The sequence below is a fragment of the Pantoea vagans genome, from assembly GCF_001506165.1.
GTDB classification, from domain to species: domain Bacteria; phylum Pseudomonadota; class Gammaproteobacteria; order Enterobacterales; family Enterobacteriaceae; genus Pantoea; species Pantoea vagans_C.
Genome location: NZ_CP011427.1, coordinates 3,801,964 through 3,822,452 on the forward strand (window position 1 = coordinate 3,801,964; position 20,489 = coordinate 3,822,452).

Sequence of the window (20,489 nt, forward strand, 5' to 3'; positions counted from 1 at the left end):
TAAAAAAAGCAGCTATCGCCAATTCGCCTTATTTATCACCAGAAATGCCCATACTTTCCGCCCTCTTTTTCTGTCGCTGAACTCTGGTAATTTGTTGCCCTATACTGAACGCGCCCGAAATTGGGGTACATCCTTCATTCATTTTTAGATGCAGGAAATGTTGTTATGAAAAAACTGATGGTTGCCGGTGCAGCCTTACTTTACGTTGCCGTTTCTTCTGCTGCGATCGCTGCACCAGAGGAAGCCGGTGCCGCAGCGGGTGCACAGGCGGGAGCAATCTCGACCGGTGCAACCACCGCTGTGGGTATCGGCGCACTGGGTGCGTTGGTAGGGCTCGGCATCGCTGCTGCTGGCGGCGGTGACGGGGCAAATACCGGTACAACAACGACCACGACAACGAGCACTACTCGTTGATCTAGCACCTTTAAACATAACCACACAGCTGTGTGGTTATTTTTTGCCTGGTTTTATTTTTAACAGGGATATACACAGTGCGCCGACTTCCTCTGCTGCTGCTTTGCCTGCTGCTGCAGGCCTGTACACAAACGCAAAAAGGCCTGGAACAAACCGTCATGCTGGCCGTTAACGGCCCGGATGACGTCACCGTGACCGATGAACAGGTCGCCAGCCTCCCCTACGCCAGCTTGTATGCCCGAATTAATGAAGGACCGCGAATTTTCGTGGTGCTTGGCTATGACGAACAGGGCCAGCAGAAATGGGTTACCCAAGATAAAGCGATGCTGGTGATGCAGCATGGCCGGCTGGTGAAGACCTTAGGACTGGTGGATAACCTCGATGCGGTGAGTAATCTGGCGCAGGACCCGCTAGCCGACCCGCTGCATCTGCAAAATAACGCCAGCTGGACACGCGTGGTGCAATGGCGTGAGAAAGAAAACGTGCGCGCTGCCACGGCAGTCTCTCGCTTCCAGCGTGGTGACGATACGGTACTGAATGTTGCCGGTGAACGCGTGCCGTGCCGCGTATGGATCGAGACCGTTAGCATGGAGAGCCTGGGCGCGGAATGGCAGAACACTTTCTGGATCGATAACCGTGATGGCGCAGTATTGCAGTCACATCAAATGCTGGCGGCAGACGCCTTCCCTGTTGAAACCACCATTCTGAAGCCGGCGAAATCATGAAAATAACTCCTTCCTTGCTGGCCGCTGTGGCACTCCTTACGGCAGGCAGTGCGCTGGCTGATAGCCAGGTTACGGTGCATGGCCAGAACAACCTGCAGATTGATCATGCGCAGAATCTGGCGCAGCTGTTAACGAACCCGGCACTGCATAGCTGGTGGCCTGGTACGGTGATCGCAGAGCGCGGCGCAACCGCAGTGGCGCAGCAACAACAGAAGCAATTGCTGGAAGACTTACGCCGTTGGCAAGCGGACAGTGGCGAAGCTTTAGCGGGCACCATCGGCGCGGTGATCCACCAGCTTAGTGCGCTACAGGTTACCGGGCGTCAGTTCACTTCGCTGGATCCTGACTGGGTGCGTCTGCGTCCTGAGGCTAACCGTACACTGCAGGGCAGCTATGACCTTTACACAGTGCCACAGCCAACGCAGGTGCTGGTGCTCGGCGCACTTGAAAATCCGGGTAAAGAGAGCTGGCAGCCGGGCCGCACCGTGCGCGACTACCTTGAGGGGCACGATCGCCTGTCGGGTGCTGAACGCAGTGTCGCCTCGGTGATTGCTCCGTCAGGTCAGATCCAGCAGGTGCCGATTGCCTACTGGAATCAACGCCACATTGAAGTCCAGCCTGGCAGCATCATCTGGCTGGGCTTTACCTCATGGAGCCTGCCGTGGGGCCAGGCTGATTTGAATGCGCGCATGCTTTCTCTTCTGACACAGCGGATTCCAGACTGATGAATAAACAAATACTTCTCAGCCTGTTGGCTGTTTCTGTCTCCGCGGCCTGCCAGGTGCATGCGGAAACCTGGCCTGAGCCTATTGGGCCATCACAATCGGATTTCGGCGGCGTCGGTTTGATGCAAACGCCGACGGCACGTATGGCGAAAGAGGGCGAATTCAGCCTCAACTTCCGCGATAACGATCAATATCGTTACTACTCTGCTTCGCTCCAGCTGTTTCCGTGGCTGGAAACCACCGTGCGTTACACCGATGTGCGTACCCGCCGTTACAGCGCGGTCGAGGGGTTCAGTGGCAACCAGAGTTATAAAGACAAAGCGTTCGATGTGAAGCTGCGCCTGTGGCAGGAGAGTTATTGGTTGCCAGAAGTCGCGGTGGGCTCGCGCGATTTGGGCGGCACCGGGCTGTTCGATAGCGAATATCTGGTGGCGACCAAAGCCTGGGGACCGTTTGATTTCACCATGGGCATCGGCTGGGGCTATTTGGGCAACAGTGGCAGCATTAAAAACCCGTTCTGTTCTTACAGCGACAGCTTCTGTACCCGCACCGGCGGAGGCACGGCGGGGGCGATTAATGGGTCTCAAATGTTCCACGGCCCGGCAGCGTTGTTCGGCGGCGTCGAGTATCAAACCCAATGGCAGCCGCTACGCCTGAAGCTGGAATATGAAGGCAACGATTATCAGGATGACTTTGCCGGGCGGCTTGAACAGCGCAGCAAGGTCAACGTCGGCGCGATTTATCGCCTGACTGACTGGGCAGATATCAACGCCAGCTATGAGCGTGGCAACACCTTTATGTTCGGGGTGACGGTACGCACCAACTTCAACGATCTGCATCAGTCGCACATTGACAGCGCCAAGCCTGACTATCACCCTCAGCCTCAGGGTGACCTGCTGCAGCCCACGGTGGTGGCCAACCAGCTGACCGATTTGAAGTACAACGCCGGGCTGAACGGCCCACGTATTCAGACCAAAGGCAGCACGCTGTACGTCTCTGGTGAGCAGACGAAATATCGTGATACGCGTGAAGGCGTCGATCGCGCGAACCGTATCATCATGAACAATCTGCCTGCCGGTATTGATACCATTGATGTCACCGAGTCGCGCTTCAATATGCCGCAGGTCACCACCCGGACGGATGTGGCCAGCCTGCATAATGAGCTGAGCGGTTACCCGTTGGGCCATGAACAACCCTTGCAGCAAACGCGTGAAAATCCAGTCGATCCCGGCGCAACCGAACAGGGCTTCTTCATTCGCAAAGATCGCCTCAATTACAATCTTGCTCCGGTGCTCAATCAATCCGTTGGCGGGCCCGAAAGCTTCTATATGTACCAACTGGGTGTGATGGGGAGCGTCGATTACGCGCTGACCAATCACTTGCTGGTGAGCGGCAGCCTGTTTGGCAACCTCGCCAACAACTATGACAAATTTAACTACAACGGCGCACCCGCAGATTCTACCCTGCCGCGCGTGCGTACCCATATTCGTGATTACGTCGAAAACAACGTTTACGTTAACGACCTGCAAGCGAACTACATGGGCTACCTCGGCAACGGTTTCTACGGCCAGGTGTACGGCGGTTATCTGGAGACCATGTACGGTGGCGTGGGCGGAGAAGTGCTTTACCGCCCGGTGGACAGCAACTGGGCATTCGGGGTTGATGCCAACTACGTGAAGCAGCGTGACTGGGACAACATGATGCAGTTCACGGACTACAAAGCCCCAACCGGGAATCTGACCGCATACTGGCGTCCATGGTTTATGCAGGATGTGTTGGTGAAAGCCAGCGTAGGGCAATATCTGGCGAAGGACAAAGGCGTCACGGTTGATGTGTCAAAACGCTTCGACAGCGGTGTGATGGTCGGCTTTTATGCCACCAAAACCAACGTCTCCGCAGCGGATTACGGCGAAGGCGATTTCACCAAAGGCTTCTATATTTCGATTCCAATGGATCTGTTTACCGTAACGCCAACCCGTGGTCGTGCGCAGGTGAATTGGGTACCGCTAACGCGTGATGGCGGCCAGATGCTGGGTCGTAAATATCAGCTGTATGACATGACGTCAGATCGGGATGCGCGATTTAATTAATCGTTTTAAATACGCGCGATGAAACGCGCCGCTACCGATGGCATGACATCCGTAGCGGCGCAATTTATGGCGCTATCGGCTCATCAATCCGCGTCGTAACCCAGATTCGGTGCCAACCAACGCTCAACTTCACTCACGCTCATCCCTTTACGCGCCGCATAATCTTCCACCTGGTCACGCTGAATCTGCGCCACAGCGAAATATTTGCTGTCAGGATGGCTGAAGTACCATCCGGATACCGCTGCACCCGGCCACATGGCAAAGGATTCGGTTAACTTCATCCCCGTGTGCGTTTCCACATCCAGCAGCTGCCAAATCTGTGCTTTTTCCGTGTGTTCCGGGCACGCCGGATAACCCGGTGCCGGACGAATCCCCTGATAATTCTCGCGAATCAGCTCTTCGTTACTGAGATTTTCATTGGCGGCAAAGCCCCAAATTACCTTGCGCACACGCTCATGCAGATACTCGGCAAAGGCTTCTGCTAAGCGGTCTGAAATCGCCTTCACCATGATTTTGTTGTAATCATCGTGCTGCTGCTCATAGGCTTCGGCCAGCGCATCCTCTTCCAGTCCGCCCGTGACCGCGAAGGCCCCGAGGTAGTCCGCTTTCCCGCTGGATTTCGGTGCCACAAAGTCCGCTAAGCAGTAGTTAGCAAAGTCGGTTTTCTCCGTTTGCTGGCGTAAATGATGGCTAACAATTTTCACCTTATCGCGGTTTTCATCGCTGTAGACTTCGATATCGTCGCCTACCCGGTTGGCTGGGAAGATCCCCACCACACCGCGTGGATGCAACGTGCCCGTTTCGCTCAACATATCCAGCATGGCATTGGCATCGGCAAACAAACGTTTGGCCTCTTCACCGACCACCTCATCCTCCAGGATGCGCGGATATTTACCCGCCAGCGACCAGGTCATAAAGAACGGCGTCCAGTCGATATAGTTACGCAGCGTGTCGATGCTGGCTTCCACCGCGCTGACACCCAAACGATGTGCCACCGGCGGCGTGTAGCTTTCCCAATCGATGGAGTAGTCGTTGTCCCGCGCGGTTTGCAGGCTGACCGGCGGCGTGCGCGGCTTTTTACGCGCGTGCTGAATACGCACCGTGTCGTACTCTTTGCGCGTGCGTGCCACAAACTCTTCTTTCAGGGTTTCGGAGAGTAGCGAGGAGACCACACCAACGGTGCGTGAGGCGTTCTGCACATACACTGTTGGGCCACTGTAGTTCTGCTCAATCTTCACCGCCGTGTGTGCTTTCGAGGTGGTGGCGCCGCCAATCAGCAGCGGGATGGTGAAGCCCTGACGCTCCATCTCTTTGGCCACGTTGACCATTTCATCCAGCGATGGCGTGATCAGCCCGGAAAGCCCGATGATATCGGCGTTCTCGGCAATCGCGGTTTTGAGGATTTTGTCACTGGGCACCATCACGCCAAGATCGATGATTTCGTAGTTATTACACTGCAGCACTACGCCAACGATGTTTTTGCCGATGTCATGCACATCGCCCTTCACCGTCGCCAGCACGATTTTGCCGTTACTGCGCCCGGCTTCTTTACTGGCCTCGATATAAGGTTCGAGATAGGCCACTGCTTGCTTCATTACGCGCGCCGATTTCACCACCTGCGGCAGGAACATTTTTCCCTCGCCGAACAGATCACCGACCACGTTCATGCCGGACATCAGCGGTCCTTCAATCACCTCGATAGGACGTGCTGCGGCCTGACGCGCCTCTTCCGTATCCAGTTCGATAAATTCGGTGATGCCCTTCACCAGCGAGTATTCCAGACGTTTTACCACGTCCCAGCTGCGCCATTCCGCCTGCTGCTTCTCCTGCTCACCATCGCCTTTGCTGCTGCGATACTTCTCGGCCAGCTCCAGCAGACGTTCGGTGCCATCGTCGCGACGATTGAGAATCACGTCTTCTACTGCATCACGCAACTCGGCGGGTAAATCGTCATAGATCGCCAGTTGGCCGGCGTTGACGATACCCATGTCCATGCCGTTGCGAATCGCGTAATAGAGGAACACCGCGTGGATCGCCTCACGCACCGGGTCGTTGCCGCGGAACGAGAAGGATACGTTCGACACGCCACCCGAGATCATCGCATGCGGCAGTTCGCGTTTAATGTCTTCACAGGCACCGATGAAGTCCATCGCATAGTTGTTATGCTCTTCAATGCCGGTGGCCACTGCGAAGATATTCGGGTCAAAAATGATGTCTTCTGGCGGGAAACCCACCTCTTCAGTCAGAATTTGGTAGGCGCGACGACAGATTTCGATTTTGCGTGCGCGGGTGTCGGCCTGGCCGACCTCATCGAACGCCATCACCACCATCGCGGCACCGTAACGACGCACTTTGCGCGCGTGCTCGATAAACGGCTCAATGCCCTCTTTCATCGAAATCGAGTTAACAATGCCTTTGCCCTGAATGCATTGCAGGCCTTTCTCGATCACCTCCCACTTAGAGGAGTCGATCATAATCGGCACGCGGGCAATATCCGGTTCACCGGCAATCAGGTTGAGGAAGCGCACCATCGCGGCTTCCGCATCCAGCATGCCTTCATCCATGTTGATATCAATAATCTGTGCGCCACTTTCCACCTGTTGACGCGCGACATCCAGCGCCTCGTTGTATTTCTCTTCTTTGATCAGACGCTTGAACTTGGCAGAACCGGTTACGTTGGTGCGTTCGCCCACGTTCACAAACAGGGAATCGGGGTAAATGTTCAGCGGCTCCAGGCCGGACAAACGGCAGGCCACGGGAATCTCTGGTAGTAAGCGTGGTGCCACCCCCTCCACCGCCGCTGCCATCGCTGCGATGTGTTCCGGCGTGGTGCCGCAGCAGCCACCGATAATATTCAGGAAGCCCGCGCGCGCCCATTCGCCAATCTGGTCAGCCATAGTAGCGGCATCGAGATCGTATTCCCCAAAGGCATTAGGCAAACCGGCGTTGGGATGTGCGGTGACATAGCCTTCCGCAATACGTGACAACTCCTGCACATACTGACGCAGTTCGTCTGGACCCAGCGCACAGTTGAGGCCGAAAGAGAGCGGCTCGGCGTGGCGCAGTGAGTTATAGAAACCTTCGGTGGTTTGGCCGGACAGCGTGCGACCAGACGCATCGGTGATGGTGCCGGAGATCATCAGCGGCAGGTTGACGCCCATCGCCTCCATCTCGACCTGCACGGCATAGATCGCCGCCTTGGCGTTCAGGGTATCAAACACCGTTTCAATCATGATGAGGTCGGAACCGCCCGCGATCAGCGCATGGGTGGATTCACGATAAGCCTCCACCAGCTGATTGAAGGTGACGTTACGGAAGGCGGGATCGTTCACATCCGGCGAAATAGAGCAGGTGCGGTTGGTCGGGCCTAACACCCCGGCGACGTAACGCGGGCGGTCGGGGGTTTTCGCCGTCCATGCATCCGCACTGGCACGGGCCAGTTTAGCGGCCTCGAGGTTGATCTCTGCCGACAGGGCTTCCATCTGGTAGTCGGCCATCGCGATGGTGGTGGAGTTAAAGGTGTTGGTTTCCAGAATGTCCGCGCCGGCGGCAAGGTAAGCATCATGGATTTCGCGGATCACCTCAGGTTTGGTTAACACCAACAGATCGTTGTTGCCTTTCAAATCGGAAGGCCAGTCGGCAAAGCGACTCCCACGGAAATCGGCTTCACTGAGCTTATAACTCTGGATCATGGTGCCCATGCCGCCATCCAGAATCATGATGCGCTGTGCCAACTGTTGATGCAGCCTTGCTATTTTCTCGCTCACTCTTGCCCCGTCCACGTCATTGCGTTGGCTAATATGTCCGCCAAACATACTGGCATATCTTTCTGATGAGCAAAAGTCAGTACAGGTGAGACATTTTCAGCGCGAAAGCATCACACATCCGACCAGTAAGCCAGCGTTTGCATTCACTCGTTTAAAAACGAAAATGGTTTCCAGCATTGATGCGACAGTGGAGACCTTATGGCTACCCCAGTACCAGCGAAGCGTGGCAAGAAACCGCGTGCCGCCACAACCACCAGCGCGCCAGCCGGTGGGCAAGTCCAGTCACTGACGCGTGGTTTGCGTTTACTTGAACTAATTGCCGAATCGCATGGCAGCGTGGCCCTGACCGAGCTGGCGCAGCAGGCGGGATTGCCCAACTCAACCACCCATCGCCTGCTCTCTACCATGCAACAGCAAGGATTTGTGAATCAGGTCGGGGATCTGGGGCTCTGGACGATTGGCTCCCATGCCTTCGTGGTCGGCAGCAGTTTCCTGCAAAGCCGCAATCTGCTGGCGATTGTGCATCCGGTATTACGGAAGTTGATGGAAGATGCGGGAGAAACCGTCAATCTGGCGGTACTGGATCTCAGCGATTATCAGGCAGTGATTGTCGATCAGGTGCAGTGCACGCAACTGATGCGCATGTCAGCGCCGATTGGCGGTAAGCTGCCGATGCATGCGTCGGGCGCGGGCAAAGCCTTTTTGGCTCATCTCAGCGACGAGCAAGTCACCGCACTCTTGCATCAAAAAGGGCTGCATCATTACACGCCGAAAACATTGATGTCGCCGCACAGCCTGAAAGAGAATCTGGCGTTGATCCGCAAAATGGGCTTTTCCCACGATGATGAAGAGCACGCGTTGGGCCTGCGCTGCGTGGCCGCACCGATTTATGACGAACACGGTGAGCCGTTTGCCGCAATCTCTATTTCCGGCCCGATAGCACGTATGACGGACGATCGCATCACCGAACTGGGCGCGTTGGTGATCCGTGCCGCCAAACAGGTTACGCAGACCTATTCAGGCCGTTAAGCGGCCACCGTGGCGAACCGCGTGCTGAAGCTTTGCGAGGCACGCCACGCAATCACCTCTTCAATATGCCCTTCCCCGATGCGCGTTTGCAGCGCGCGCCACCAGCGGGGATCAAACAACTGTGGATGCAGTGCTTGCAGTAATTTTCCGGTGCTCGGCTCGCTACAGAGTGCATAGCGGAAGGTTTCTGGGAACACATCATCCGGCCCGACGCTGTACCAGGGTTCAGCCTGTAACTCATCCTCCTCGTAGCGCGCAGCTGGCACATCGCGGAACTGCAATTCTGTCATCGGCCGAATTTCGTCGTAGTCGTAAAACACCACCCGACCATGGCGCGTCATGCCGAAGTTTTTAAACAGCATATCCCCCGGGAAAATATTGGCTGCCGCCAGCTGGCGAATCGCATCACCGTACTCACCAATCGCATGTTGACGCTGCTCGGCTGTCGCCTGTGCCAGCCATAGATTGAGCGGCTCCATACGACGTTCCAGCCACAAATGGCGGATGATCAGCACATCACCCCGCCGCTCAATTTTCTCCGGGATATCGCGCTCAAATTCCACCATCAACGTGTGTGGAATGCGTGCCAGCGGTATGGCGAAGTGCTCGAACTCTTGCGTATCCGCCATGCGCCCGACACGGTCGTGCTCTTTGACCATGCGATAACAGTCGCGCACCTGCGCATCCGTGACCTCTTTTTGTGGCGCAAAGCGGTCTTTAATCACTTTGAAAACGCGGTCAAAACCTGGCAGCGTAAACACCAGCATCACCATGCCGCGAATACCGGGTGCGATGGTGAAATCCTCGTGGCTGTGAGCCAGATAATCCAGGTACTCGCGGTAACACTCGGTTTTACCGTGCTTTTGGCAGCCAATCGCCATATATCGCTCAGCGATGGTTTTACTGGGCAGAATCGGTTGCAGCCAGGCCACCAACGCCGCAGGCACCGGGGCGTACACCATGAAGTAAGCACGAGCAAAACCAAACACGATGCTGGCATCATCACTGTCGGTTAAGCAGGTGTCGATCCACAAGCGACCGGCCTCATCGCGTTGGATCGGCAACAGGCAAGGCACCATGCCATCACTCAACTGCAAGCGGGCGACAATCCAAGCCGTTTTATTGCGATAAAACAGCTCACTGGCAACATCCAGCGTGGCGGTTGCTAACTGGGCTGGCGAGAACTGCTCGTGCAGATGACGGACAATCCAGCCGATATCACGGGTGAGATCCTGCCAGGGTAAGCGCAGGGGAATGTCATTCAGCACCTGCCGCAGTAATTCATGCCAGCTGCCTTGTGGGCGATAAAGCCGTGACAGCGGACGCTGTGCCACCGGCGCTGACGCATAGGGTTGCGAGGGAAAGATAAACAACCGGTTGGGATCGAGATGGCTGTGGCCTTGCAGACGGCAGTAGACCGAATTAAAAAAGCTTTCCGCAATTTCATGGCGCGGATAGCCAGGCAAAAGCGTCTCATAGTGACTTTTCACCCGCAGCCAAAAAGCGTCATCCCAGTTCGACACATCATTGAGAATGCGCAACTGGTTTGCAACCAACCCTACATGGTGATCATAAAGATGGATACGCGCTTTCATCGCCTGCTGCACGGCGTGCCAGTCAGCCTGTTCAAAGCGCTGCTGAGCTCCTGCGGTAATGTCCAGAAAGCGGCCATACTGCGCATCAAAGCCTTGCAGGATGGTATGGGCGATCAGAGATTCTCTCGGTGTCATCGACGACGCTCCTGCAAAATGAGCCCATCCATGGGCGGAGGTGAGGCGTTTAGAACTGCGCGGCTTCCGTGGAACCGGTCAATGCGGTGACGGATGACTGTCCACCCTGAATAACGTTGGTGACGCGGTCAAAGTAACCGGTGCCCACTTCCTGTTGATGTGAGGAGAAGGTGTAGCCTTTTTCACGCGCGGCGAACTCGGGTTGCTGCACTTTCTCAACGTAATGACGCATCCCTTCACCCTGCGCATAAGCATGTGCCAAATCGAACATGTTGAACCACATGCTGTGAATGCCGGCCAGCGTGATGAACTGAAAGCGATAGCCCATGTCGCTCAATGCCTGCTGGAAACGGGCGATGGTGCGATCGTCGAGATTCTTCTTCCAGTTAAACGATGGCGAGCAGTTGTAGGCCAGTAATTTGCCCGGATACTGCGCGTGAATCGCATCGGCAAATCGCTGTGCAAGCTCCAGATCCGGCGTCGAGGTTTCACACCACAGCACGTCAGCATAAGGTGCATAAGATAAGCCGCGGCTGATCGCCTGTTCAATGCCGGCTCTCGTGCGGAAGAAGCCTTCAGAGGTACGTTGCCCGGTGATAAAGGGCGCATCACGCTCATCGCAATCGGAGGTGATGAGGTCAGCCGCATCCGCATCGGTGCGCGCCAGCAGTATGGTCGGCACCCCCATCACGTCGGCAGCCAAGCGCGCGGCCACCAGTTTCTGGATCGCCTCCTGCGTGGGTACCAATACCTTGCCGCCCATATGACCGCACTTCTTCACCGACGCCAGTTGATCTTCAAAGTGCACGGCGCCCGCACCGGCCTGAATCATCGACTTCATCAGCTCAAAGGCATTGAGCACGCCACCAAAGCCCGCTTCCGCATCGGCCACAATCGGCAGGAAATAATCGATAAATCCGTCATCTTCCGGTGAGATACCGTTAGCCCACTGAATCTGGTCAGCACGCTGGAAACTTTGGTTGATGCGCTCAACCACGTTCGGCACCGAGTTCGCCGGATAGAGCGATTGATCGGGATACATCTGCCCGGCCATATTCGCGTCTGCCGCCACTTGCCAGCCCGAAAGGTAGATCGCCTCAATGCCTGCTTTTGCTTGCTGTATCGCCTGACCGCCAGTTAGAGCGCCCAGACTATTGATATAACCTTTAGTGGATTCACCGTTAAGCAGTGACCACAGCTTCGTTGCACCGCGCTCTGCCAGCGTACATGCCGGATTCACCGAACCCCGTAAGTTGATAACATCTTCCGCGCTGTAGGGGCGCGTTATCCCCTCCCAGCGCGCGTCGTTCCAGCTCGATGCCAGTTGTTTAATCTGTTGGTTACGATTCATAGCGTTATCTCCAGGTTCAAGGCAGCAGGCGGTAGCCCGGCAGAGTAAGGAAAGAGACTAATTCGTCGGCGGTGGTGATTTGTGCCATCAACGCAGCGGCATCTGCAAAGCGACCCTGGCGGAAGCGCTCCTCACCGAGGGTGTGCTGCAATGCCTGCAACTCTTCGTCCAGCAGTTGCTCGAACAGTGCGGCAGTCACCAGTTGCCCATCACTGAGAATCTGTTTGTGGTGGATCCATTGCCAGATTGAGGTTCGGGCGATTTCCGCCGTGGCCGCATCCTCCATCAATCCGTCAATGGGTACGCAGCCATTGCCACCAATCCAGGCTTCAAGGTATTGCAGTGCCACACGAATGTTGGCGCGCATACCAGCCTCAGTACGCTGGCCACGGCAAGGGCGCAGCAGCCGTTCGGCGGTAATGGGGCCATCCTGATCGCGACTGACAGACAATTGATTGGGTTGATCACCGAGCTGACGGTCAAATACCGCCATCGCGATATCCGCCAGGCCTGGATGCGCCACCCAGGTGCCATCGTGACCGTTACCCGCTTCGCGCGCTTTGTCTTCCTGCACCTTCTGCATCACCCACGCATTACGTTCCGCATCTTTGCTTGGGATCAGGGCTGACATCCCGCCCATCGCCAATGCACCTCGGCGGTGGCAGGTTTTGATCAGCAGGCGCGAGTACGCATCAAGGAAAGGCTGATCCATGCTGATTTGTTGGCGATCTGGCAGGATGCGATCGCCGTGCTGAGCCAGCGTTTTGATGTAGCTAAAGATGTAATCCCAGCGACCACAGTTCAGGCCGACGACGTGATCGCGCAGTTCCCACAGGATCTCATCCATCTGGAACACGGCTGGCAGCGTTTCGATTAATACCGTGGCTTTGATGGTGCCTCGTGGCAGATCGAAGCGATCTTCGCTGAAGCGGAAGATCTCACGCCACCATGCCACTTCTGCTGCATGCTCGGTTTTTGGCAGGTAGAACCAAGGGGCATGGCCTTTTTCCAGCAGCGCATCAACGTTGTGGAACAGATAGAGCGCAAAATCGAATAGCCCGCCTGGAATAGCACGATCGCGCCATTCAACATGCTTTTCACTTAAATGCAGACCGCGCACCCGGCACATCAACAGCGCGGGATCGGATTTCAGTTGATAGATCTTGCCGGCTTCACTGGTGAAACTCAGCGTGCCATTCACCGCATCACGCAGTGTCAGCTGACCTTCCATCAATTTCTGCCATGTCGGTGCCAGCGAATCTTCGAAGTCGGCCATGAAGACGTTGACGTTGGCATTCAGCGCATTGATCACCATCTTGCGATCCGGTGGCCCGGTGATCTCCACGCGGCGATCGCGTAGCAGTTGAGGGATAGGTCTGACCTGCCACTCACTTTCACGAATGGAAGTCGTTTCCGAATCGAAGTCTGGCAACGCTCCTTGGTCATAACGTTGCTGACGCTGCAGGCGTGCTTTCAGCAGACGTTCACGTTCCGGTGCAAAACGCGCGACCAGCGTGTGCAGGAAATCGATGGCTTCCGGGGTAAGCAGCTGCTTTTCCGCGTGAGTAAAGGGCTGATTGAAAGTCAGCGTGTTGTGGATTACTGAGTCTGTCATGCGGGCTGCTCCTGTTTTGATCCGTCTCCGGGCGATCGGATCCGGGTGTAGGGTGTTTTATAACCGGCAAGATCAAAGCATAATGATTTTTATTTTGTTTTCAAAAACTATTTCCATTTTTAAATTTATATGAATTCATCATATTGATTAATATGTAATTTAATCTCTCAAATTAAAGGCAATAAATTCCAGTTTCTGAATGACAGGCAAAAAAAAGCCGCGCCAGCACCAGGCTGTCGCGGCAGGATCGTTTGAGAATGTGTTCGCAGGTCTATTCGAGCGTCGGGTTCATATGACGCAGATCGAAAGGTGTAATCTGGTATACGTAGTAGTTCAACCAGTTAGAGAACAGCAGATTGCCATGGCTGCGCCAGGTGGCACGTGGCGGCAATTCAGGGTTGTTTTGCGGGAAGTAATTAAAGGGCACTTCCGGGTGCAAGCCAGCATCGTAATCGCGATGGTATTCGCCAGAGAGCGTCAGGGCATCGTACTCCGGATGGCCAGTCACGAACGCCAGACGCTTGTCTTTGCTCGCCATCAGATAGGCGCCTGTGGTCTCTGATTCCGCGAACAACTCCAGATCGGTGTAATCACGAATTAACTGGCTGGGGAAATCGGCATAGCGTGAATGTGGCGCGAGGAAATTGTCGTCAAATCCACGGGTTAACAATGCGTGTGGGTGCAGAATCTGATGCTCGTAGACACCAGAAAGCTTGTTCTGACGCGTCTGTTTTGGAATGCCATACAGAATGTTCAGCGCCGCCTGTACAGCCCAGCAGACAAATAGCGTTGAGGTTACGTGTTCTTTTGCCCAATGCAGCACACGCTGAATCTGTGGCCAGTATGCCACATCATTGAAATCCACCAATCCCAGCGGTGCACCCGTCACAATCAATCCATCGAAGTTGTCGTGCTCGATGTCTTCAAAATTGCAGTAGAAGTTATTCAGATGCTCGCTCGGGGTATTGCGTGACTCTCGGCTATCGATGCGCAGCAGCTGTACATCAATTTGCAATGGCGAGTTGGAAAGCAGCCGTAAGAACTGATTTTCCGTTTCGATTTTCTTCGGCATCAGGTTAAGGATCAGCACTTTGAGCGGACGAATCTCCTGAACACTGGCACGCGATGAGGCCATGACAAAGACGTTCTCATTGCGTAAAAAATTCACTGCCGGCAATTCGTCGGGGACCCTGATTGGCATGATCTACTTACCTCTTACTTTTATAACCGTATAAACGTTTAGACATCCAGATGCCCGAGGTTAGCCTGGCATTAGGTGAATGTCGAGTCTTCATGCAGTTTATGAAAATGTTTCAGCTTAAAGCGAGATTTAAGAGGTGAATACGGCACTTTGCCCCGCATTTTGACCAAGTGGGTGCTGATCTTTATGCTTATTTTGCATATGTAGGAGGAGTACTGGAGGAGATTTAGCCACTGGTATTGGGGCTTTTAGGCTGGTTTGATCTTTTTCGTATCGAATTTAGTCTGCTTTCAGCGATCTGCAGACGTAAAAAAGCCCTGAACTTTCGTTCAGGGCTTCTTCACTTGTTTGATGCCTGGCAGTTCCCTACTCTCGCATGGGGAGACCCCACACTACCATCGGCGCTACGGCGTTTCACTTCTGAGTTCGGCATGGGGTCAGGTGGGACCACCGCGCTAAAGCCGCCAGGCAAATCTGGTGTTCTGTCCTGTGTCTTTTACGCTGATGCGGCGTTGGCTGCGTTCGTGCTGCTCAGTCACATACTGATGTATGCTCCTTCACATCGTCTCGCTTGCCGCCTTGCTTCAGCGTAAAATCCTTCGGACTCATGTCCGCAGAACAAAACTAAATCTAAAATCCGGTGAACTAAGCTGAAAATCTACTTTGCGTCTCTTCAAAAACGCCTCTGGCGTTGTAAGGTTAAGCCTCACGGGTCATTAGTACCGGTTAGCTCAATGCATCGCTGCACTTACACATCCGGCCTATCAACGTCGTCGTCTTCAACGTCCCTTCAGGAGCATCAAGTGCTCAGGGAGAACTCATCTTGGGGCAAGTTTCGTGCTTAGATGCTTTCAGCACTTATCTTTTCCGCACTTAGCTACCGGGCAATGCCATTGGCATGACAACCCGAACACCAGTGGTGCGTTCACTCCGGTCCTCTCGTACTAGGAGCAACCCCCCTCAATTCTCCAGCGCCCACGGCAGATAGGGACCGAACTGTCTCACGACGTTCTAAACCCAGCTCGCGTACCACTTTAAACGGCGAACAGCCGTACCCTTGGGACCTACTTCAGCCCCAGGATGTGATGAGCCGACATCGAGGTGCCAAACACCGCCGTCGATATGAACTCTTGGGCGGTATCAGCCTGTTATCCCCGGAGTACCTTTTATCCGTTGAGCGATGGCCCTTCCATTCAGAACCACCGGATCACTATGACCTGCTTTCGCACCTGCTCGAGCCGTCACTCTCGCAGTCAAGCTGGCTTATGCCATTGCACTAACCTCCTGATGTCCGACCAGGATTAGCCAACCTTCGTGCTCCTCCGTTACTCTTTGGGAGGAGACCGCCCCAGTCAAACTACCCACCAGACACTGTCCGCAACCCGGATTACGGGTCTACGTTAGAACATCAAACATTAAAGGGTGGTATTTCAAGGATGGCTCCACGCAGACTGGCGTCCACGCTTCAAAGCCTCCCACCTATCCTACACATCAAGGCTCAATGTTCAGTGTCAAGCTATAGTAAAGGTTCACGGGGTCTTTCCGTCTTGCCGCGGGTACACTGCATCTTCACAGCGATTTCAATTTCACTGAGTCTCGGGTGGAGACAGCCTGGCCATCATTACGCCATTCGTGCAGGTCGGAACTTACCCGACAAGGAATTTCGCTACCTTAGGACCGTTATAGTTACGGCCGCCGTTTACCGGGGCTTCGATCAAGAGCTTCTCCTTGCGGATAACCCCATCAATTAACCTTCCGGCACCGGGCAGGCGTCACACCGTATACGTCCACTTTCGTGTTTGCACAGTGCTGTGTTTTTAATAAACAGTTGCAGCCAGCTGGTATCTTCGACTGCCTTCAGCTCCGTCCGCGAGGGACTTCACTTACCGACAGCGTGCCTTCTCCCGAAGTTACGGCACCATTTTGCCTAGTTCCTTCACCCGAGTTCTCTCAAGCGCCTTGGTATTCTCTACCTGACCACCTGTGTCGGTTTGGGGTACGATTTCGTGTTACCTGGAGCTTAGAGGCTTTTCCTGGAAGCAGGGCATCAGTTACTTCATCACCGTAGTGACTCGTCATCACACCTCAGCGTTAAAAGAGTTCCGGATTTACCTAAAACTCCCGCCTACATGCTTAAACCGGGACAACCGTCGCCCGGATAACCTAGCCTTCTCCGTCCCCCCTTCGCAGTAACACCAAGTGCAGGAATATTAACCTGCTTCCCATCGACTACGCTTTTCAGCCTCGCCTTAGGGGTCGACTCACCCTGCTCCGATTAACGTTGAACAGGAACCCTTGGTCTTCCGGCGAGCGGGCTTTTCACCCGCTTTATCGTTACTTATGTCAGCATTCGCACTTCTGATACCTCCAGCAGCCCTCACAGGCCACCTTCAACGGCTTACAGAACGCTCCCCTACCCAACAACGCCTAAGCGTCGCTGCCGCAGCTTCGGTGCATGGTTTAGCCCCGTTACATCTTCCGCGCAGGCCGACTCGACCAGTGAGCTATTACGCTTTCTTTAAATGATGGCTGCTTCTAAGCCAACATCCTGGCTGTCTGTGCCTTCCCACATCGTTTCCCACTTAACCATGACTTTGGGACCTTAGCTGGCGGTCTGGGTTGTTTCCCTCTTCACGACGGACGTTAGCACCCGCCGTGTGTCTCCCGTGATAACATTCTTCGGTATTCGCAGTTTGCATCGGGTTGGTAAGCCGGGATGGCCCCCTAGCCGAAACAGTGCTCTACCCCCGAAGATGAGTTCACGAGGCGCTACCTAAATAGCTTTCGGGGAGAACCAGCTATCTCCCGGTTTGATTGGCCTTTCACCCCCAGCCACAAGTCATCCGCTAATTTTTCAACATTAGTCGGTTCGGTCCTCCAGTTAGTGTTACCCAACCTTCAACCTGCCCATGGCTAGATCACCGGGTTTCGGGTCTATACCCTGCAACTTAACGCCCAGTTAAGACTCGGTTTCCCTGCGGCTCCCCTATACGGTTAACCTTGCTACAGAATATAAGTCGCTGACCCATTATACAAAAGGTACGCAGTCACCTAACAAGTAGGCTCCCACTGCTTGTACGTACACGGTTTCAGGTTCTGTTTCACTCCCCTCGCCGGGGTTCTTTTCGCCTTTCCCTCACGGTACTGGTTCACTATCGGTCAGTCAGGAGTATTTAGCCTTGGAGGATGGTCCCCCCATATTCAGACAGGATACCACGTGTCCCGCCCTACTCTTCGAACTCACAGAAGGTGTGCTTTTGTGTACGGGAGTATCACCCTGTACCCTGCGACTTTCCAGACGCTTCCACTAACACACCAGCTGATTCAGGTTCTGGGCTGCTCCCCGTTCGCTCGCCGCTACTGGGGGAATCTCGGTTGATTTCTTTTCCTCTGGGTACTTAGATGTTTCAGTTCCCCAGGTTCGCCTCGTAACACTATGTATTCATGTTACGATGATGCACAGAGTGCACCGGGTTTCCCCATTCGGACATCGTCGGCTGTAGCGGTTCATATCACCTTACCGACGCTTTACGCAGATTAGCACGTCCTTCATCGCCTCTGACTGCCAGGGCATCCACCGTGTACGCTTAGTCGCTTAACCTCACAACCCACAGGCGTTTTACAACGCATGCAAGCTGCAAGCATTTGAGAGACTCGAACACATCGTAAATTTCATTCTTATTACGGAGAATGAAAACGACGTGTCGTTTCAATTTTCAGCTTGTTCCGGATTGTTAAAGAGCAATATCTCAAACTCGACGTTACCGTCAGTTTTGAGATATTTCGTGGAGACACCTTTCACCTGTCACCAAGCAAGTGGCGTCCCCTAGGGGATTCGAACCCCTGTTGCCGCCGTGAAAGGGCGGAGTCCTAACCGCTAGACGAAGGGGACACATACATGTCACGACTTCGCAGCCGTCTTGCTCATTACTTTTCTATCAGACAATCTGTGTGAGCACTTCGCGGGAAAGTATCTTCAGGTAAGGAGGTGATCCAACCGCAGGTTCCCCTACGGTTACCTTGTTACGACTTCACCCCAGTCATGAATCACAAAGTGGTAAGCGCCCTCCCGAAGGTTAAGCTACCTACTTCTTTTGCAACCCACTCCCATGGTGTGACGGGCGGTGTGTACAAGGCCCGGGAACGTATTCACCGTAGCATTCTGATCTACGATTACTAGCGATTCCGACTTCATGGAGTCGAGTTGCAGACTCCAATCCGGACTACGACGCACTTTATGAGGTCCGCTTGCTCTCGCGAGGTCGCTTCTCTTTGTATGCGCCATTGTAGCACGTGTGTAGCCCTACTCGTAAGGGCCATGATGACTTGACGTCATCCCCACCTTCCTCCAGTTTATCACTGGCAGTCTCCTTTGAGTTCCCGGCCGAACCGCTGGCAACAAAGGATAAGGGTTGCGCTCGTTGCGGGACTTAACCCAACATTTCACAACACGAGCTGACGACAGCCATGCAGCACCTGTCTCAGAGTTCCCGAAGGCACCAAAGCATCTCTGCTAAGTTCTCTGGATGTCAAGAGTAGGTAAGGTTCTTCGCGTTGCATCGAATTAAACCACATGCTCCACCGCTTGTGCGGGCCCCCGTCAATTCATTTGAGTTTTAACCTTGCGGCCGTACTCCCCAGGCGGTCGACTTAACGCGTTAGCTCCGGAAGCCACTCCTCAAGGGAACAACCTCCAAGTCGACATCGTTTACGGCGTGGACTACCAGGGTATCTAATCCTGTTTGCTCCCCACGCTTTCGCACCTGAGCGTCAGTCTTTGTCCAGGGGGCCGCCTTCGCCACCGGTATTCCTCCAGATCTCTACGCATTTCACCGCTACACCTGGAATTCTACCCCCCTCTACAAGACTCTAGCCTGCCAGTTTCGAATGCAGTTCCCAGGTTAAGCCCGGGGATTTCACATCCGACTTGACAGACCGCCTGCGTGCGCTTTACGCCCAGTAATTCCGATTAACGCTTGCACCCTCCGTATTACCGCGGCTGCTGGCACGGAGTTAGCCGGTGCTTCTTCTGCGGGTAACGTCAATCGATGAAGCTATTAACTTCACCGCCTTCCTCCCCGCTGAAAGTACTTTACAACCCGAAGGCCTTCTTCATACACGCGGCATGGCTGCATCAGGCTTGCGCCCATTGTGCAATATTCCCCACTGCTGCCTCCCGTAGGAGTCTGGACCGTGTCTCAGTTCCAGTGTGGCTGGTCATCCTCTCAGACCAGCTAGGGATCGTCGCCTAGGTGAGCCATTACCCCACCTACTAGCTAATCCCACCTGGGCACATCCGATGGTGTGAGGCCCGAAGGTCCCCCACTTTGGTCCGAAGACGTTATGCGGTATTAGCTACCGTTTCCAGTAGTTATCCCCCTCCATCGGGCAGTTTCCCAGGCATTACTCACCCGTCCGCCACTCGTCACCCGAGAGCAAGCTCTCTGTGCTACCGTTCGACTTGCATGTGTTAGGCCTGCCGCCAGCGTTCAATCTGAGCCATGATCAAACTCTTCAATTTAAAGTTTGATTTGCTGCAACAAGTGCAGCGATGCTCATCTGTAAAACGTCATAATGAATTTCATTATGTGTTCACTCGTGAGACTTGATATTTTTTACGTCCGGAGACGTTGATATCAATCCTGCGAGTGCCCACACAGATTGTCTGATAAATTGTTAAAGAGCGGTGCAATCAGCGCCTTAAGCTGCTGTTGCGAGGTGGCGTATATTACGCTTTCCTCCTTCAGAGTCAAACACTTTTTTCAGCGTTTTTCATCTGGCGGAAGTTCTTATCGAAGCTTCCTGTCGACACCGCACTTCGTAAACCGTTGTGCCGTCTCGA

General features: G+C 54.4%; 10 protein-coding genes, 1 tRNA gene and 3 rRNA genes. 5 read left to right on the plus strand and 9 right to left on the minus strand.

Translation table 11 applies throughout. The annotated features are described in order from the left end of the window. Positions 1-165: 165 nt before the first annotated feature. The 4 genes from yjbE to LK04_RS17650 all read left to right on the plus strand — a co-directional run bounded on the left by yjbE (position 166) and on the right by LK04_RS17650 (position 3,954). Complete coding sequence (gene yjbE, locus LK04_RS17635; protein WP_034827112.1) at positions 166-414, plus strand: exopolysaccharide production protein YjbE; 249 nt, start codon at positions 166-168, stop codon at positions 412-414. Between the two features lie 77 nt (positions 415-491). Further along, a complete protein-coding gene (locus tag LK04_RS17640; protein ID WP_039333988.1) occupies positions 492-1,139 on the plus strand; it encodes a YjbF family lipoprotein in 648 nt (215 codons plus the stop codon). Then, positions 1,136-1,864 (plus strand): capsule biosynthesis GfcC family protein, encoded by a 729-nt coding sequence (locus LK04_RS17645; protein WP_039333989.1) that lies wholly within the window; start codon positions 1,136-1,138, stop codon positions 1,862-1,864. The genes LK04_RS17640 and LK04_RS17645 overlap by 4 nt, the downstream gene beginning before the upstream one ends. Then, on the plus strand, positions 1,864-3,954 hold the full coding sequence (locus LK04_RS17650) for a YjbH domain-containing protein (RefSeq protein WP_059109818.1): 2,091 nt from the start codon (positions 1,864-1,866) through the stop codon (positions 3,952-3,954). Before LK04_RS17645 ends, LK04_RS17650 begins: the two co-directional genes overlap by 1 nt. An 83-nt stretch (positions 3,955-4,037) precedes the next feature. Here the strand turns inward: LK04_RS17650 and metH are convergent, their stop codons facing one another. Beyond that, the gene (gene metH / locus LK04_RS17655; protein WP_418903653.1) at positions 4,038-7,673 is read right to left on the minus strand and encodes a methionine synthase; all 3,636 of its coding nucleotides are present in this window, start codon (positions 7,671-7,673) and stop codon (positions 4,038-4,040) included. Positions 7,674-7,919: 246 nt separating this feature from the next. Between metH and iclR the strand changes: the two genes are divergently transcribed. Continuing rightward, positions 7,920-8,750 carry a glyoxylate bypass operon transcriptional repressor IclR gene (gene iclR, locus LK04_RS17660; RefSeq protein ID WP_039334204.1) on the plus strand — a complete coding sequence of 277 codons (831 nt, stop codon included), beginning with the start codon at positions 7,920-7,922 and terminating at the stop codon, positions 8,748-8,750. Here iclR and aceK read toward each other — a convergent pair. From aceK to LK04_RS17700, 8 genes are all read right to left on the minus strand, one after another. Next, positions 8,747-10,480 carry a bifunctional isocitrate dehydrogenase kinase/phosphatase gene (gene aceK, locus LK04_RS17665; protein ID WP_039334206.1) on the minus strand — a complete coding sequence of 578 codons (1,734 nt, stop codon included), beginning with the start codon at positions 10,478-10,480 and terminating at the stop codon, positions 8,747-8,749. The genes iclR and aceK overlap by 4 nt on opposite strands. Before the next feature lie 49 nt (positions 10,481-10,529). Then, positions 10,530-11,831: an isocitrate lyase gene (aceA, locus tag LK04_RS17670; RefSeq protein WP_039334208.1), complete on the minus strand. Its 1,302-nt coding sequence runs from the start codon at positions 11,829-11,831 to the stop codon at positions 10,530-10,532. 16 nt (positions 11,832-11,847) lie between these two features. Beyond that, on the minus strand, positions 11,848-13,446 hold the full coding sequence (gene aceB, locus LK04_RS17675; RefSeq protein WP_039334210.1) for a malate synthase A: 1,599 nt from the start codon (positions 13,444-13,446) through the stop codon (positions 11,848-11,850). Between the two features lie 271 nt (positions 13,447-13,717). Continuing rightward, complete coding sequence (gene metA, locus LK04_RS17680) at positions 13,718-14,647, minus strand: homoserine O-acetyltransferase MetA (protein WP_039334212.1); 930 nt, start codon at positions 14,645-14,647, stop codon at positions 13,718-13,720. Between the two features lie 353 nt (positions 14,648-15,000). After that, positions 15,001-15,116: ribosomal RNA gene (gene rrf / locus LK04_RS17685) — 5S ribosomal RNA — on the minus strand. A 226-nt stretch (positions 15,117-15,342) separates the two neighbouring features. After that, positions 15,343-18,248: ribosomal RNA gene (locus LK04_RS17690) — 23S ribosomal RNA — on the minus strand. A gap of 216 nt (positions 18,249-18,464) precedes the next feature. Next, positions 18,465-18,539 (minus strand) — tRNA-Glu (locus tag LK04_RS17695). 89 nt (positions 18,540-18,628) lie between these two features. Next, positions 18,629-20,168: ribosomal RNA gene (locus LK04_RS17700) — 16S ribosomal RNA — on the minus strand. The 16S, 23S and 5S rRNA genes sit together here with 1 tRNA gene alongside, the layout of an rRNA operon. Between the last annotated feature and the right edge of the window lie 321 nt (positions 20,169-20,489).

Bases quoted from the DNA above. Each gene is read 5' to 3' on its own strand.
- yjbE (WP_034827112.1), top strand. From the start codon at position 166: ATGAAAAAACTGATGGTTGCCGGTGCAGCCTTACTTTACGTTGCCGTT.
- LK04_RS17645 (WP_039333989.1), top strand. From the start codon at position 1,136: ATGAAAATAACTCCTTCCTTGCTGGCCGCTGTGGCACTCCTTACGGCA.
- LK04_RS17650 (WP_059109818.1), top strand. From the start codon at position 1,864: ATGAATAAACAAATACTTCTCAGCCTGTTGGCTGTTTCTGTCTCCGCG.
- metH (WP_418903653.1), bottom strand. From the start codon at position 7,673: ATGATTCTGGATGGCGGCATGGGCACCATGATCCAGAGTTATAAGCTC.
- iclR (WP_039334204.1), top strand. From the start codon at position 7,920: ATGGCTACCCCAGTACCAGCGAAGCGTGGCAAGAAACCGCGTGCCGCC.
- aceK (WP_039334206.1), bottom strand. From the start codon at position 10,480: ATGACACCGAGAGAATCTCTGATCGCCCATACCATCCTGCAAGGCTTT.
- aceA (WP_039334208.1), bottom strand. From the start codon at position 11,831: ATGAATCGTAACCAACAGATTAAACAACTGGCATCGAGCTGGAACGAC.
- aceB (WP_039334210.1), bottom strand. From the start codon at position 13,446: ATGACAGACTCAGTAATCCACAACACGCTGACTTTCAATCAGCCCTTT.
- metA (WP_039334212.1), bottom strand. From the start codon at position 14,647: ATGCCAATCAGGGTCCCCGACGAATTGCCGGCAGTGAATTTTTTACGC.